General features: G+C 73.9%; 7 protein-coding genes. 5 read left to right on the plus strand and 2 right to left on the minus strand.

Translation table 11 applies throughout. The features are described 5' to 3' along the window. The first annotated feature begins 165 nt into the window (after nt 1-165). The 3 genes from BLW17_RS06370 to BLW17_RS06380 all read left to right on the plus strand — a co-directional run bounded on the left by BLW17_RS06370 (nt 166) and on the right by BLW17_RS06380 (nt 9,611). Nucleotides 166-5,793, plus strand: a complete 5,628-nt coding sequence (locus BLW17_RS06370; RefSeq protein WP_231572740.1) for an alpha-2-macroglobulin family protein — start codon at nt 166-168, stop codon at nt 5,791-5,793. Continuing rightward, complete coding sequence (gene pbpC / locus BLW17_RS06375) at nt 5,768-7,876, plus strand: penicillin-binding protein 1C (RefSeq protein ID WP_139305922.1); 2,109 nt, start codon at nt 5,768-5,770, stop codon at nt 7,874-7,876. The genes BLW17_RS06370 and pbpC overlap by 26 nt, the downstream gene beginning before the upstream one ends. A 217-nt stretch (nt 7,877-8,093) precedes the next feature. Next, the gene (locus BLW17_RS06380) at nt 8,094-9,611 is read left to right on the plus strand and encodes an aldehyde dehydrogenase (NADP(+)) (protein ID WP_036732235.1); all 1,518 of its coding nucleotides are present in this window, start codon (nt 8,094-8,096) and stop codon (nt 9,609-9,611) included. Nucleotides 9,612-9,650: 39 nt separating this feature from the next. Here BLW17_RS06380 and BLW17_RS06385 read toward each other — a convergent pair whose 3' ends face one another. Both BLW17_RS06385 and BLW17_RS06390 read right to left on the minus strand, forming a co-directional pair. After that, complete coding sequence (locus BLW17_RS06385; RefSeq protein ID WP_036704934.1) at nt 9,651-9,887, minus strand: Lrp/AsnC family transcriptional regulator; 237 nt, start codon at nt 9,885-9,887, stop codon at nt 9,651-9,653. A gap of 73 nt (nt 9,888-9,960) precedes the next feature. After that, nucleotides 9,961-11,310, minus strand: coding sequence for an MATE family efflux transporter (locus BLW17_RS06390; RefSeq protein WP_052174893.1), 1,350 nt, complete (start codon nt 11,308-11,310; stop codon nt 9,961-9,963). A gap of 265 nt (nt 11,311-11,575) precedes the next feature. Between BLW17_RS06390 and BLW17_RS06395 the strand changes: the two genes are divergently transcribed. Next, complete coding sequence (locus tag BLW17_RS06395) at nt 11,576-15,403, plus strand: glycosyltransferase (RefSeq protein ID WP_036732233.1); 3,828 nt, start codon at nt 11,576-11,578, stop codon at nt 15,401-15,403. Between the two features lie 58 nt (nt 15,404-15,461). Further along, nucleotides 15,462-16,580, plus strand: coding sequence for a polysaccharide pyruvyl transferase family protein (locus BLW17_RS06400; protein WP_036732231.1), 1,119 nt, complete (start codon nt 15,462-15,464; stop codon nt 16,578-16,580). Nucleotides 16,581-16,586 lie beyond the last annotated feature (6 nt).

A 16,586-nucleotide genomic window follows, 5' to 3' on the forward strand; every position in this document is an offset into this window, starting at 1 on the left:
CGTCCGGCCCCCCGACCGCCCCCCGACCGCCCCCCGACCGGTCCCCGCCGCGGTCCGCCTCACGCCATCGGCACCGGCCCGCCGGGGCGGCCGCCCGTCCGGGCGATTGCCGCCCCGGCCCGGTCGTGGCACCATGACCGCGCCGCGTCCCGAGGAGGTTTTGCCATGTCCGGTCCGATGCGTTTCCGCCCCGCAGCCCCCCGTCAGACGCCTCGGCCGCGCCCCCGCCGCGGGCTCGGCGCGCTTCTCGCCCTGACGCTGGGGCTGGGTCTCGCGCCCACGGCATGGGCCGAATCGCCGCTGCCCGAGCGGCGCGTGGTGCTGCAGGCCGACATGGACCTGCCGGGTGGCGACCTCGCCCCGATCTTCCAGACCACGGCGGATGCCTGCGTGCAGTTGTGCCTTGCGAACCCCGACTGCCAGGCGCTGACCTACAACGCCCGCTCGCGGGCCTGCTTCCCCAAGGCCGCCGCGGGCGCGCCTGCGCCCTTCGTCGGCGCGCAGTCGGGGCAGGTGCTGGCGACCGACCCCGCGGCGCTCGCCGCCGTGGCCGCCCGGACCGAGGGCACCGCGGGCTGGCTGCGCCCCGACGACCTGACCGCCGCGCGGCGGCAGGCCGAGGGGCTGGGCACGCTCTACCCCGGCTCGGGCGAGCCGCTGGACGTGCTGCGTGGCTATGCCGACGCCGCCGCGCAGGCCAACGACCCCACCGGCGCGGTGCGCTGGCTGGGTGCGGTGACGGCCGCGACCGATGCACCCGACGACTGGCTGGCGCTGTCGGCGGCGCTCGAGACGGCGGGGCGGCAGAACGGCGGCAACGATTTCCAGATGGACCGCGCCGCGCAGTCGGCGGCGCTGAACGCCTGGCTGCGGACCACCGGGCCGGGGCTGCCGGCGCTGACCGCCTGGGCGCTGATCGCCGAGCGGCAGGACCGCGGCCCCGACGGGCTCAAGGCGCTGCGCCATGCCGAGGCGCATGGCGGCGCGGGTGATCCGCAACTCGCCACGCTGATCGAGGGCTTTCAGGACCGGCACGGCTTCCGCGTCACCGACAACCAGGTGGACGCCAACACCCCCGATCCGCGCGCCTGCGTGAACTTCTCGGGCGAGCTGGCGCCGGGCGTGGACTTCCGCCCCTTCGTGGCGCTGCCCGACCAGGGGCTCGCGGTCGAGGGTGAGGGCAGCCAACTCTGCATCACCGGCATGGCGCGCGGCGCGGCGCTGGACATCACCTTGCGCCCCGGCCTGCCGGCCGCGGATGGCGAGGTGCTGGCCAAGCCCGTCACCCTCTCGATGTATGTCCGCGACCGGGCGCCGATGGCGCGGTTCCCCGGCCGCGCCTATGTGCTGCCCACGGGCGGCGACCAGGGGCTGACGCTGACCACCGTCAACGCCCCCGAGGTCGGGCTGACGCTCTACCGGATGTCGGACCGCAACCTCGTGCGGGCGCTGCGCGACCGCATCTTTGCCGCACCGCTGGACGAATGGCGCGCGCAGACCTTCTCGGCCGGGATGGGCGAGCGGATCTGGACCGGCACCGCCACCGTCGCCCCGCCCGCGGGCGGCGGCAGCCATCCGGTCAACGCCGAGGTGGCGACCCGCATCGACCTCAACCGCGCCGGGGCCGGGCCGCTGACGCCCGGGATCTATGTGCTGACCGCGCAGGTCGAGGGCGTCTCGGCCGAGGTCGCGCCGGCGGCGGCGCAGTGGTTCATGATCTCGGACCTCGGGCTGGCGAGCTGGTCGGGCAGCGACGGGCTGACCGTCGCGGTGCGCGGCCTTTCGGACGCCGCCGCCCGGGCGGGGGTCGAGGTGGCGCTCATCTCGCGCGGGAACGCGGTGCTGGCCACGGCGCAGACCGACGATCAGGGCGTGGCGCGCTTCGACGCCGGGCTGACCCGCGGCCGCGACGCCGCCGAGCCTGCGGTCGTCACCGCCACCACCCGCAGCGGCGACGAGGTCACCGACCTCGCCTTCCTGTCGCTCATCGACCCCGAGTTCGACCTGTCCGACCGCGGCGTCGAGGGCAACCCGCCCGCGCCCCCGGTCGATGTCTTCGCCGCCACCGACCGCGGCGCCTATCGCGCGGGCGAGACCGCCTTTGCCACCGTGATGACCCGCGACGACCGTGGCCGGGCGATCGACGGCCTGCCGCTCAGCGCCGTGGTGCTGCGCCCGGACGGGGTCGAGCACGCCCGGCTGATGCCGGAACCCGCGGGCGCGGGCGGCTATACGCTCGCCGTGCCGATCCCCGACACCGCCCCGCGCGGCGCCTGGCGGGTCGAGTTCCGGCTCGAGGATCAGGGCCCGCCGCTCGCCACCGCGCGACTGCTGGTCGAGGATTTCCGCCCCGAGCGCATCGCCTTCGACCTGAACCTCCCCGACCCGCCGCAATCGCCGGCCGAGCCGGTCGCGGCCGCCATCGACGCCCGCTGGCTGTTCGGCGCCCCCGCCGCCGGCCTGCCGGTCGAGGGCTCGCTGCGCCTGACCCCCACCCGCGCCCTGCCGGGGTGGGAGGGTTATGTCTTCGGCCGCGCCGACGCCGACAGCGCCCCCGATTACGTCGCCATGCCCGCCGGCACCACCGACGCCGAGGGCCGCTTTGCCGCCCGCGTGGACCTGCCCGCCTCGCTCGCCGCGTCCGCCCGGCCCTATGAGGCCGCGCTGACCCTGACCCTGCGCGAGGGCGCCGGCCGCCCGGTCGAGCGCACCGACACGCGGCTGGTCCTCCCCGCCCGCCCGGCGCCCGGCATCCGCCCCGAGTTCCCGGACGGCACCGTGCCGCAGGGCGCCGAGGCGCAGTTCAGCCTCGTCGCGCTCGGCCCCGACCTGACGCCGACCGCCGGGCGGCTCGACTGGGTGCTGAACCGGGTGGACACCGACTACCAGTGGTTCGCCCTCGGCGGGGACTGGAGCTATCAGCCGATCACCCGCCGCGCGCGGGTCGCCAATGGCGTGGTCCAGCCCGAGGACGGCCCGGCTACGCTGACCGTGCCGGTGGACTGGGGCAGCTACGAGCTGGTCGTGACCGGCAGCGACGGGGCGGAAAGCTCGCTGCGCTTCGACGCCGGCTGGGGCGTCGCCGCGACCGGCACCGACACGCCCGACCGGCTGAGCGTGGCGCTGGACAAGCCCGCCTACCGGATCGGCGACACCGCGCGGGTGACGCTCGAGGCCGCGGCGGACGGGGTCGCGATCGTCTCTGTCCTGTCGAACCGGGTGATCGACCTCAAGGCCGTGCCTGTCACGGCGGGGACCAACACCGTGGACCTGCCGGTGACCGAGGACTGGGGCGCCAACGCCTATGTGGCGGTCAGCGCCATCCGGCCGGTCGCCGCAGGCACGGGCGAGCTGTCGCGCCACACCCCGGTCCGCAGCCTCGGCATCGCCGCCGCCGCGGTCGAGCCGGGCGACCGGGCGTTGCAGGCGACGCTGACCGCGCCCGCCGAGGCCGACCCGCGCGGCACCGCGCAGGTGACGCTCGCCGTCGCGGGCGCGGCGCCGGGCAAGACCGTGCAGGCGACGATCTGGGCCGTCGATCAGGGCATCCTGAACCTGACCAGCTACCAGCCCCCCTCGGCCAGCGCCCATTACCTCGGCCAGCGCCGGCTGGGGGTCGGGATGCGCGACCTCTACGGCCGGCTGATCCTGCCCGGCGGGGCCGCCGACGCGGCGATCCGCGCGGGCGGCGACGCCGCCTCGATGCAGACCCAGGCGCCGCCGCCCACCGAGAAGCTGATGGCGTGGTTCTCGGGCCCGCTGACGCTCGACGCCGAGGGCAAGGTGACGGTCGAGGTGCCGCTGCCCGACTTCAACGGCGAGGTGCGGGTGATGGCGCTGGTCTGGAACGCCGATGGCGTGGGCCAGACCGACACCACGATGCTGGTCCGCGACCCGGTGGCGATGACCGCCACCGTGCCGGCGTTCCTGTCGCCCGGCGACACGGCCGAGGCGAGCCTCGCGCTGACCCATGTCACCGGCCCCGCCGGGGCGGTGGCGCTGCGGGTCGAGAACCTTGCCGGTGTGCAGACCGCCGCGGGCGAGGCGCCAGTGGCCGAAGGCTCGGCCGAGCCGCCCGCCGCGGTGGCGCTGACCACCGACGGCCTGCCGAGCGAGGTCACGCTGGCCGACCGGCAGTCCGTCACCCTGCCCCTGACGCTGACGGCCCCCGAGGCCGAGGGCACCGCCGTGTTGCGCGTCTCGGCCACGCTGCCGGACGGGCGGACGGTCACCAAGGACCTGACCATCCCGGTCGCGCGCAGCGATGCGCCGGTCACGCGGCGGATCGAGCTGACGCTCGCCCCCGGCGCGGCGCAGACGGTGGACCTGGCCCCGCTGGGGGCCTTCCGTCCCGGCACCGGTCGGATGACGCTGACCTCGGGCGCCTATGCCCAGCTCGACGTGCCGGGCGCGGTGGCGCGGCTCGTCACCTATCCCTACGGCTGCACCGAGCAGATCGCCTCGGGCGCGCTGCCGCAGCTTTACGCCGCCGGGCTGATGCCCGAGGGCGTGCCGCGCCCGCCCTCGGTCGAGCCGAAGGCGGTGGATGACGCCATCGCGCAGGTGCTGACCCGGCAGACGGCCGAGGGCGACTTCGGCCTCTGGCGCGCGGAAGGGGGCGACCGCTGGCTCACGGCCTATGTCACCGACTTCCTCGGCCGGGCGCGGGCGGCGGGTCATGCGGTGCCCGAGGCGTCGTTCAAGGCGGCGCTGCGGGCCTTGCAGAACGGCCTCAACGCCGCCGCCGACCCGCAGAACGCCGATCCCGACGAGAATGCGGCGACCGCCTATGCGGCCTATGTGCTGGCGCGCGAGGGGCAGGCGGTGGTCAGCGACCTGCGCTATTACGCCGACACCGGGGGCGAGGGCTTCGCCACGCCGCTCGCCGCCGCCCAGATGGGCGCGGCGCTGGCAGCGGTGGGCGACCAGCCGCGCGCCGACCGGATGTTCCGGCAGGCGCAGGCGCTGGCCGACGCCGGGCGCGAGCCCGAGGCGCTGTTCCGCGCCGATTACGGCACCCTTCTGCGCGACCGCGCGGGCGTGCTGGCGCTCGCCGACGAGGCGGGGTCGCAGGCGGTGGACCGCGCGGCGCTGTCGGCCGGGATCGCCGAGGGGGCCGACAAGGTCGCGCTCTCGACGCAGGAGGCGGGGTGGCTCGTCCTCGCCGCGCAGGCGCTGAGCGCGGGCGGGGACGCGGGCGGCGGGCTGACGCTTTCGGGGGCGGCGCTCTCGGCGCCGGTGGTCGATCTGGGGGACGCCGCCGCGCTGCCGCCGGTGGCGCTGGCGAACGGCGGCGCCGCGCCGGTCCGGGTGGTGATCGGCGCGACCGCCGTGCCGGTCGATCCGCCCAAGGCCGGCGGCACCGCCTTCAAGATCGCCCGGCACTACTTCACCGAGGCCGGCCTGCCCGTGGACCCGGCGCAGGTGGCGCTCGGGACGCGGCTCGTCGCGGTGCTCGAGGTGCTGCCGCTCGGCCCCGCGGACGGGCGGTTGCTGATCGCCGACCCGCTGCCGGCGGGGTTCGAGATCGACAACCCGAACCTGCTCACCAGCGGCGAGACCGGCGACCTCGCCTGGCTGGGCGAGACCGGCACGGCGGACATGACCGAGTTCCGGCAGGACCGCTTTGCCGCGGCCGTGAACGCGAGCGGGTCGGACCCGATCCGCCTCGCCTATCGGCTGCGGGCGGTCACGCCGGGCCGGTTCCACCACCCGGCGGCGAGCGTCGAGGACATGTACCGCGCCGAGCGGCGGGCCTGGACCGACAATGGCACGACGACGATCACCCGCTGATCCGCGCCGGGCCGGCCGCCGCCTGATCGCGGCGGCGGTGGCGCTGGGGGTGATGGCCGGGGCCGCCGACCGGGGACGGGCGGCGTTCTCGGCCTGGATCGACGCCACCGTGCTGCCGCCGCTGGTGGTCGCCACCGGCACCGAGGTGGTGGCCCGCGATGGCAGCCTGCTGCGCGCGTTCCCGGTCGAGAACGGCCTCTGGCGCCTCGCCCCGCCCGCCGAGGGGGTCGACCCCGGCTTCCTCAAGCTGCTGATCGCGTGGGAGGATCGGCGCTTTGCCGACCACGACGGGGTGGACCCGCGGGCGGTGGCGCGGGCCGGGTGGCAGGCGCTGACGCATGGGCGGATCGTCTCGGGCGCCTCGACGCTGTCGATGCAGACGGCGCGGCTGCTGGAACGCTCGCCCCCCGGCGACTGGCGCGCCAAGCTGCGGCAGGCGCGGGTGGCGCTGGCGCTGGAGCGGCGGCTGGGCAAGGCGCGCGTGCTCGACCTCTACCTGCGGCTCGCGCCCTATGGCGGCAACACCGAAGGGGTGCGGGCGGCCAGTTTGATGTGGTTCGGCAAGGAGCCGCGCCGCCTGACGCCCGCCGAATCGGCGCTGCTGGTGGCGCTGCCGCAGGCGCCCGAGGCGCGGCGGCCCGACCTGCCCGCGCGGCGCGAGGCCGCCCGCATCGCCCGCGACCGGGTGCTGGCGCGGGCCGAGGCGCTGGGGCTGCTGACGGCCGAGGCCGCGGCCACCGCCCGCGCCACGCCGCTGCCCGACCGCCGCCGCGCCTTTCCGGCCCTGGCGCCGCTGCTCGCCGACCGGCTGCGGCGCGCCAACCCCGGCGCGCTGCGGATCGAGACGACGCTGGACGCAAGCCTGCAGCGGCAGGCCGAGCGGCTGGCCGCGCGCGCGGTGGCGGGGCAGCCGGCGCAGGTCTCGGCGGCGCTGATCCTCGCCGACCACGAGACGGGTGAGATCCTCGCCCATGTGGGCGCGGCGCAGTTCACCGACCCGCGGGCGGGCGGGTTCATCGACATGACGCAGGCGCTGCGCTCGCCCGGCTCGACGCTGAAGCCGCTGGTCTATGCGCTGGGGTTCGACGACGGGCTGATCCACCCCGAGACGCTGATCGAGGACCGCCCGGCGAGCTTCGGCCGCTGGCAGCCCGAGAACTTCGACCGCCGCTTCCGCGGCACGGTGACGATCCGGCAGGCGCTGGCCGAATCGCTCAACATCCCCGTGGTGCGGGTGGCCGAGGCGCTGGGACCGGCGCGCATCGCCGCGGCGCTGCGCCGGGCCGGCGCGCCGGTGACGACGCAAGGGGCGCCGGGGCTGGCCATCGTGCTGGGCGGCGGGGGCGTCTCGCTCGAGGGGCTGGTGCAGGCCTACGCGGGGCTGGCGCGCGGCGGGCGCGGGGTGGCGCTGCACGTCCGCCCCGAGGCGCCGCGGGTCATGCCCCCGGTGGTGGGGCCGGTCGCGGCCTGGCAGACGGGCGAGATCCTCGCCCGCCACAGCCCGCCGGGCGGGCGCGCCGCGGGCCGCGTGGCGTGGAAGACAGGGACCAGCTACGGCCACCGCGACGCGCTCGCGCTCGGCTGGGACGGGCGGTTCGTGGCCGGCGTCTGGATCGGCCGCCCGGACGGGACGCCCGTGCCCGGCGCCTTCGGCGGCGATGTGGCGGCGCCGTTGCTGTTCGAGATGTTCGACGCGCTGGCCGACCGCGCCGTGCCGCTGCCGCCGCCCCCGCCCGGCGCGCTGCCGGGGCCGAACGCCGCCCTGCCCCCGGCGCTGCGCCGCTTCCAGCCGCGTGGCACCCCGCGCCCGGCCGACCCGGTCGCGCCGGCGGCCGAGGCGCTGGCGATCCTGTTCCCGCCCGACGGGGCCGAGGTGGAGCTTGCTGGCGGTCGCCTCGCGCTCAGGATCAGGGGCGGGACCGGGCCCTACAGCGTGCTGATGGACGGCCGCCCGCTCGCCGTGGGGCTGACCGCGCCCGAGGCGGTGCTGCCCGCAGCGCCCGGCTGGGGCACGCTGTCGGTGATCGACGCGGGCGGGCAGGCGGCGCGGGCCGCGCTGCATCTGGTGGCGCCCTCGGGCTGACGGCCCAACCGGCGCGCCCGGCTCGGCCGCGGGAGCCTCCGGCGGGGATATTTTGGTCCAGCCCGAGGCGGGTCTGGCGCGCCCCAAGGCGTCTTTCTGGCGCAAATACTCTGGGGGAGCGCGGCACGCGCGGGGGCGAAACCCCTCTTGCGGACAAGGCGTCGACAGTTCAGACCGAACGTTGGTCCGAAAATCGGTTTTGTGAGGAGACGACGCGATGGCCCAGTTCACCCCCCACGGCAAGCACCTGATCGGCGGCGAATGGGTCGCGGGCGAGACGACGTTTGCCTCGTCCCCCGCGCACGGGCCGGCGCATGACTATGCCGTGGGCAGCCCCGAGCTGGTCGCCCGCGCCTGCGAGGCCGCCGCCGCCGCCTTCGACGCCTATGCCGCCACCTCGCGCGAGGCGCGCGCGGCCTTCCTCGAGGCGATCGCCGACGAGATCGAGGCCCGCGCCGACGCCGTCACCGAGATCGGCACCCAGGAATCCGGCCTGCCCGAGGCGCGCCTGAACGGCGAGCGCGGGCGGACCACCGGGCAGCTGCAGCTGTTCGCCGAGCATATCCGCAAGGGCGACTACCTCGACCGCCGCACCGACAAGGCGCTGCCCGACCGCCAGCCCGCCCCGCGCCCCGAACTGCGGATGATGCAGATCCCCGTCGGCCCGGTCGCGGTGTTCGGCGCCTCGAACTTCCCGCTCGCCTTCTCGACCGCCGGCGGCGACACCGCGGCGGCGCTTGCCGCCGGTTGCCCGGTGGTGGTCAAGGGCCACTCGGCCCACCCCGGCACGGGCGAGATCATCGCCGAGGCGGTCAAGGCGGCCATCGAGTCGACCGGGATGCCCAAGGGCGTCTTTGCCCTGATCCAGGGCGGCGACCGGAAGGTGGGCGAGGCGCTGGTGACCGATCCGCGGATCAAGGCGGTGGGCTTCACCGGCAGCCTCGCCGGCGGCCGGGCGCTCTTCGACCTCTGCGCCGCGCGGCCCGAACCCATCCCGTTCTTCGGCGAGCTGGGGTCGGTGAACCCGATGTTCGTCCTGCCCGCCGCCGCCGCCGCGCGCGCGGACGAGATCGGCACCGGCTGGGCCGGGTCGCTGACCATGGGCGCGGGCCAGTTCTGCACCAACCCCGGCATCGCCGTGGTGACCGACGGCCCCGACGCCGACCGGCTGGTCGCCGCGGCCAAGGCGGCGCTCGAGAAGGTCGGCCCGCAGACGATGCTGACCGACGGCATCGCAAAGGCCTACCGCGAGGGCGCCGACCGGATGAACCGCTCGAACGCCGTGCAGCCCGTGCTGACCACCGAAAGCGCGGCGCGCAACGCCTCGCCCAACCTCTACGAGACCACGACCGACGCCTTCCTGTCCGAGCACCAGCTGGGGGAAGAGGTGTTCGGCCCGCTCGGCCTCGTGATCCGGGTCAAGTCCGCCGACGAGATGGAGCGGCTGGCGCGCGGCTTCGAGGGCCAGCTCACCGCGACGCTGCACACCGACGCGGGCGACGCCGAGCTTGCCCGCCGGCTGCTGCCGATCCTCGCGCAGAAGGCCGGGCGGGTGCTGGCCAACGGCTTCCCCACCGGGGTCGAGGTCGCCGATGCGATGGTCCACGGCGGTCCCTACCCGGCCTCGACCAACTTCGGCGCGACCTCGGTCGGCACGCTGTCGATCCGCCGCTTCCTGCGGCCGGTCAGCTTCCAGAACCTGCCCGACTATCTGATCGAGGGCGATTTGGCCTGATCCCTGGCGCGGCGCGGGGCCGGTCCCCGCGCCCGCAGCTCAGTAGGCCTTGAAGGTCATCGTCGTGAGGGTGCGGTTGATCCCCTCGATGTCGAACAGCCGCTCGGCGAGGAAGCGGCCCACGTCCTCTTCTTCGGGGATGTAGATCTTGGCGATCAGGTCGTAGTCGCCCGAGGTCGAGTAGAGCTCGCTCACCACCTCGCGGTCGTAGATGGCGTCGGCGACCTCGTAGGTCTTGCCGGGGGCGCAGCGGAACTGGACGAAGACGGGGCGCATGGGGACCTCGGGGTGTGGCGGATGGCGGCAGCCTAGCGCCCGGGGGCGCGCGCGGCCAGACCCGAGGCGCCGGTCAGGCCGGCAGCGCCGCCCACGAACGGCGCCAGAACCGCGCCATCAGCAGCCCGGCGGCGCAGGTCAGGCCGATCAGCAGCCCCATCCACAGCCCCGCCGGGCCGAAGCCCAGCGGAAACGCCAGCGCCCAGCCGGACGGCAGGCCGATCAGCCAGTAGCTGACCACGGCGAGCCACATCGGCACCCGCGTGTCGTGCACCCCGCGCAGCAGGCCCAGCGCGATGGCCTGCATCGCGTCGACGAGCTGGAAGAGCCCCGCATAGACCATCAGCCCCGCCGCCAGCGCCACGATGGCCGGAGCCTGCGGGTCGGCGGGGTTGAGGTAGAACTCGGTCAGCGTCCGCGGGATGGTGAGGAACGCCAGCATCGGGATCAGCGCGAACCCCGCCGACATGGCGATGGCGGCGAGCGCGGCGAGCCGCAGCCCGGCGGGGTCGGCCGCGCCATGCGCCGTCCCGACCCGGATCGTCGCCGCGTTCGAGATGCCGAGATGGACCATGAAGGTCAGCGAGGCGATCTGCAGCGCGATCCCGTGCGCAGCCAGCGGCGCGGCCCCGAACCAGCCCATCATGACGTTGGTGCCGGTGAACATCCCGGTTTCCGCCACCAGCGTCAGCCCGATCGGCAGGCCGAGCCCGAACAGCGCCCGCGCCGCCGCCGGGTCGGGCCGCCAGAACCGCTGGAACAGGTGGAACACCCGCGCCTCGGGCAGTCGCGCCGACAGCCACGCCAGCGCGGCGAGTTGCAGCCAGGTGACGGCGAGGCTTGCCAGCGCGGCGCCGGTCACGCCCAGCTCGGGCGCCCCGAGGTGGCCGAAGATCAGCACCCAGTTCAGCCCGGCGTTCACCGGCAGCCCTGCCAACGTGACCCACAGCACCATGTTGGCCCGCCCCAGCGCGGCAAGGAAGCTGTTGAGCGCCATCCCCCCCAGCGTGGCGGGCATCGCCCAGGCCATGACCCGGGTCCAGTCCTGCGCCAGCGCGGCGATCTGCGGCTCTTGCCCGAGCGCCACGAGGATCGGCCCCGACCAGATCAGCAGCGGCGCGACGAGGGCGGCGTGGGCGGCCGAGAGCCACAGCGCCATGCGGGTGGCGCGGCGCACCTGCACCTCGTCGCCCTGGGCGCGGGCGGTGGCGATGACGCCGAGGACGCCGATCGCGTAGCCCGAGCCGAGCATCAGCAGGATGAAGAACCCCGAGGTGGCCAGCACCAGCGCCGCCAGCGGCTCGACCCCGTAGCGGCCGACCATCACGGTGTCGATCACGCCCAGGAGGTTGCGCGCGACATGGGCGCCGACCAGGGGCAGGCCCAGCCAGAAGGTCGCGGCGAGATGGGGGCGCAGGCTCATGCCTGCGGGCGTAGCGGGATTCCGCCGCGGCGGGAAGCGGCCGGCGCAGGAGGCTGCACCGTTCGTGTGATGTTCATGCACGGTTCATGCGAACGCCGTGCTGACGTCGGGGGGGCCACAGGCGAGGTGCGGGTCGGGGCCGCGGCGGCTCGACCCCGCAGCAGGGGTGACGTCCGGGCCCGATCCGGGTGCGCCCCTACCGGGTGGCGTCGCCCTTGCATCTCGACTACATCCTGCGTCGGAAAAGACCATGGTTTCAGGTTCAATGTCGAAAGCGTCCGTCACGACCAGTTCGCCGAACCCCGCGGATCGTCGCATTGCACTCTGCCTCGGCCCGCACCGGTCGGGAACCTCGCTGATCGCGGCGGCCATCCGGGCGGTGGGCGCCGACCTGGCGCTTTCGACGCACGAGGCGAGCGAGGAGAACGCCCGGGGCTTCTTCGAGCACCCCGAGGTGGTCGCGCTGGACGACGACCTGCTGCGCGCGGCGGGCAGCGCCTGGGACGACGTGACCTTCGACAGCGGCGACCTGACCCGCATCCCGCCCGACACCGAAGCGCAGCTGTCCGACGCGGCGGCGCGGATCGTGACGGGACAGTTCCGGCCCGCGCCGCTCGCGGCGGTCAAGGACCCGCGGATGTGCCGCCTGCTGCCGTTCTGGTTTCCGGTGCTGGCCGCGGCGGGTTATGAGGACGACGCGGTCCGCTGCATGATCGTGACCCGCGATCCGGTCGAAGCCGCGATCTCGCAGCGCACGCGTGCCGCCCGGAACGGCGACTTCTACGACTTCGGCCGTGACCTCATCGAGGGCGCACTGCTCTGGTCCAGCCATATGCGGCAGGCGCTGCGCGACTGCGGGCCGCGCGACGTGCTGGTCGTCGCCTACCGCGATTTCCTCGACCGGCCGACCGAGCTGATGGGCCGGATCGCCGCGTTTCTCGGCGTGGTGCCGGACGACGCCGCCGTCGCCGACTTCGTGTCCGGGTTCGTCAGCAAGGCGCTGTGGCGCAGTCACCCGGACGCGCGCGAGCTGGCCAACATCGAGGCGCGTCTGCCCGGGCTGATCGCGGCCGAGGCGAGGCTCGCCGCGCTCTCGGGGCAGGTCGTCCCGGCCGCCACGCTGGCGCCCATCCGTGCGGCGCTGGACGACATCGCGGACGACGTCCAGACGCGCGGGGTCGTCAGCCGCGCCTATGGCCGCCTCTCGGACCGCCGCCGGACCGAGCGGGCGGCGGCGCTGCGGGACCGGCACGCGCTGGACGTCGCCATCGCCGCGCGGGACGCCTTTGCCCGTGAGCGCGACGAGCTGGCGCAGGTGTCTGGCCAGCAGGTCGAGGCGCTGCGGGACCGGGTGACCGCGCTCGACGCCGCCGTCGCCGACCGCGAGCGCGAGATCGCGCGGCTGCGCGACGAACAGGCGACCGCGATTCGCCAGATCGGCGAGGGGATCCGGTCCCTCGACCATCAGCTCGCCGAACTGCGCGACGAGCGGAAGGCGCTGGGTCAGGAGTTGCGCAGCGCGCGGGATGAGCGCGATGCGCTGGGCCGGCAGATCGACGACCTGTCCGCCGAGCTAGCCGACAGCCGCGCCGAACTGGCCCGGCAGGACGACGCACGGACGGCGCTCTTGCAGGACCTGCGCGGCGCGCGGGACGAGCGCGATGCCCTCGGGCGGCAGCTCGCCGAGGCGAACGAGATCGCGTCCTACCTCGGCACGCTCAGCAACGCGATGCAGGCGTCGCATTCCTGGCGGATCACCGCGCCGCTGCGGGCCGCCGGCACGGTGCTGCGCTCGACCACCCAACTGCCCAGGACCGGGCTGCGCGGGCTGAACCGGACCAGCCAGGTCGTCCACCAGCGGCTCAAGCGGTCCCACCCCAAGACGGCCGAGCTGCTGCGCCGCGGTCTTCAACCGTTGATGACCCGCGCCAACATGCGGGTGCTGGGCCAGGCGACGGTTCCGGCCCCGCCCGCCCCGCCGACGGGCGACCCGGCCTCGGTCTATCAGCGGCCGGCGGATCTTGCCCCCTACCGCCCGCTCGTCACGGTCATCGTGCCGAACTACAACCACGCGCCCTATCTCGCCCAGCGGCTCGAGAGCATCTTCGCGCAGACCTATGACCACTTCGAGGTGCTGCTGCTCGACGACTGCTCGACCGACGAGAGCCGCGCGATCCTGACCGACTTCGCCGCCCGCCACCCCGACAAGGCGCGCACCGTCTTCAACGAGACGAACTCGGGCGGGGTGTTCCGCCAGTGGGAGCGCGGTCTGGCCGAGGCGCGGGGCGATCTCGTCTGGATCGCCGAAAGCGACGACTGGGCCAGCCCGAATTTCCTCGAGACCTTGGTGCCGTTCTTCCGGAACGAGGCGATCCAGCTCGCCTATGCCCGCACGATCTTCATGGACGCCGCGGGCGAGAAACAGATCTGGTCGATGGAGGAATACCTCAACGATCACGGCCCCGAACGCTGGGGCCGGCCGTGGGTCGAGACGGCCCCGAACATCGTCCGGGACGTGTTCTCGATGGTCAACATCGTGCCGAATGTCAGCTCGGCGATGTTCCGCAGGTTCGACCGGATGGACGTGCTCGAGATCGACGCGTGGCGCACCATGCGCACCTGCGGCGACTGGATGTTCTACCTCAACGCCATCCGCGGCGGGCTGATGGCCTATTCGCCGGACGCGCAGAACTATTACCGCATCCACGACAAGAACACCTCGGTCACCTCGCACAAGGCGGACCAGTTCTACCGCGAGCACGAAGAGGTCGCGAAATGCGCCCGGCGGCACTACAGCGTGCCGACCGACAACCTGCTTCGGATGGACGCCAACCTGCGCCATCACTGGAAGCTGACGCGCGGCGACTACAGCGACGCGGCGTTCGCGGCCTGCTTCGACCTCGGGCGGATCAAGGCCGCGCCGGTGCGGGCGCCCAACCTGCTGATGGTCAGCTATGCGTTCTGCTCGGGCGGGGGCGAGGCGTTCCCGATCCAGCTCGCCAACGAGATGAAATCCGTGGGCTATCAGGTGACGTTCCTCGACTGCGCGCAGGAAGAGCGGGTCGAGGGGGTCAGGGCGCGGCTGGCGAACGACATCCCCGTGGTCAGCAACCTGCCGGACCTGCGCCGGATCACCGCGGATTTCGACATCGACGTGATCCACACCCACCACGGCTGGGCCGACAACACGGTGCTGGACCTGATGCCCGAGGGCGAGGGGGCGAGCACGGTCATCACGCTGCACGGCTTCTACGAGACGATGCCGGACGACCAGCTCGGCGTCCTGCTGCCGCGGTTGATGCGGCGGACCGCGGCGATGGTCTATATCGCCGACAAGAACCTTGTCCCGATGCAGCGCGACGGCGCGCTGCCCGCGGGGATGTTCCACCGCATCGACAATGCCGTGAGCCCGAACCTCTCCGCCCCGGTCGACCGCGCCGCGCTGGGGATCGCCGCGGATGCGTTCGTGATGGTCGTCGTGTCCCGCGCGCTGCCCGAGAAGGGATGGGCCGAGGCCATCGAGAGCACCATCCGGGCGCGCGAGATCTCGGGCCGCGACATCCACCTGATCCTCGTCGGCGACGGCGAGGGCAAGGCGGAGGCCGAGGCCGCGGGCGTGCCCGGGTTCATTCACCTCGAGGGGTTCCGGCCCAACACCCAGGACTATTTCGCCGCCGCCGACCTCGGCGTGCTGCCATCGCGCTTCAAGGGCGAAAGCTTCCCGCTGGTCGTCATCGAAAGCCTGATCGCCGGCACGCCGGTCCTGGCCAGCAACGTGGGCGAGATCGCCTCGATGCTGGCGACCGAGGAGGGGCCGGCGGGCGTCCTCTTCGACCTGAACGAGGACTGGAGCATCGACACCGAGGCGCTGGCGCGCATCATCGCCCGGCTTGCGACCGACCCGGCCGAGGTGTCGGTGCTGCGCGACCGGGTGCCGCTGGCCGCCCGGCGCTTCGATCCCCGGCTGATGGCCGGGAAATACGATGCGGTCTATCGCCAGGCCGCGGGCCTGCCGGCCCCGCCGGCCCCGCTGGCACCGCCGGCCCAGTATCACCGTCCCCCGTCGGCCCGGCCCGCCGGGGCCGACCATTGAACACGCGCGACGCAGCACAGCCCCGCGGGGCCGCGCTGCGTCATCGAAAGGGAATGACTTGAACACATACAAAAAGCCGCTGGTTCTGGGGATCAATCAGGACGCGCCGCGCGACGGGATGCCGCTCGACACCCGCCTTGACCGGTTCGGGCAGAACACCGGCAACCTGCTCTTCGGCGAGGCGCTGTTCCAGGTCGTGGGCAACAGCCAGCGTGCCTCCTATCACTACGGCGTGCGCGAGATCGAGGCGGCCGACGTCGTGGTCGTTGCCGCCGCGAACTGGATCAACCCGCACAGCGATTTCGGCGGCATCGCCCAGCGGCTGAGGTCGCACGGCAAACCGGTCGTGCTGGTCGGCATCGGGCTGCAGCAGCCGAGCCTCGAGCTGTCCGACCTGAAGGACGGGACGCGCGCGCTGCTGGACCTCGCGGCCGAGACCTCGGGGGCGATCTCGACGCGCGGCCACCGCACCGCCGAGCTTCTGCGGGGCTGGGGTTACGCGAACGTCATGGCCACGGGCTGTCCGTCGCTGCTGTTGTCGGACGGCAAGTTCACCTCGCACGTGTTCACGCCCGAGCCGACGCCGGAGAACACCGTGCTGATGGGAACCCGGCACCTGCTGCATCGGACCTCGCCCGTGCAGGACGAGATCTACCGCACGGCCTATCAGTCGGGCAGCGATATCGTCATGCAGTCCGAGCTGGCGGACATGTATTTCATCCTCGGCGAGCCGCGCGACGACGATCTGGGCGCCAAGGCCAACGCCACGCTGTCGGCCAGCTACGGCGAGCCCGACATCGCGGCGATCCGCAAATACCTGGTCGAGCATGGCCATGTGTTCTTCCACGCCAGGGACTGGCGCAGCTATCTGCAGCGCAAGGAATACGTGGTCGGGACGCGCGTCCACGGCGTCATCGCCACCATCCTGTCGGGGCGGCGGGGGATCCTGTTGAACCACGACCCGCGCACCGCCGAACTGGCCGAGATCATGGGCATCCCGAGCGTGAGCCTCGAGGACGTCGGGCCGATCAGCTTCGAGCGGATCGCCGAGCTGATCAAGGACGCGGACTTCGACCAGACCCGCCGCCGCTTCGCCGAGTATCACGCCAACTTCGCCCGGTTCTTCGCCGCCAACGGCCTGCCGATGCGCGCGCCGAACCGGCTGTTCGGAGAATAGGCACCG

Origin of the sequence: Paracoccus sanguinis (assembly GCF_900106665.1) — a bacterium.
Lineage (GTDB): Bacteria > Pseudomonadota > Alphaproteobacteria > Rhodobacterales > Rhodobacteraceae > Paracoccus > Paracoccus panacisoli.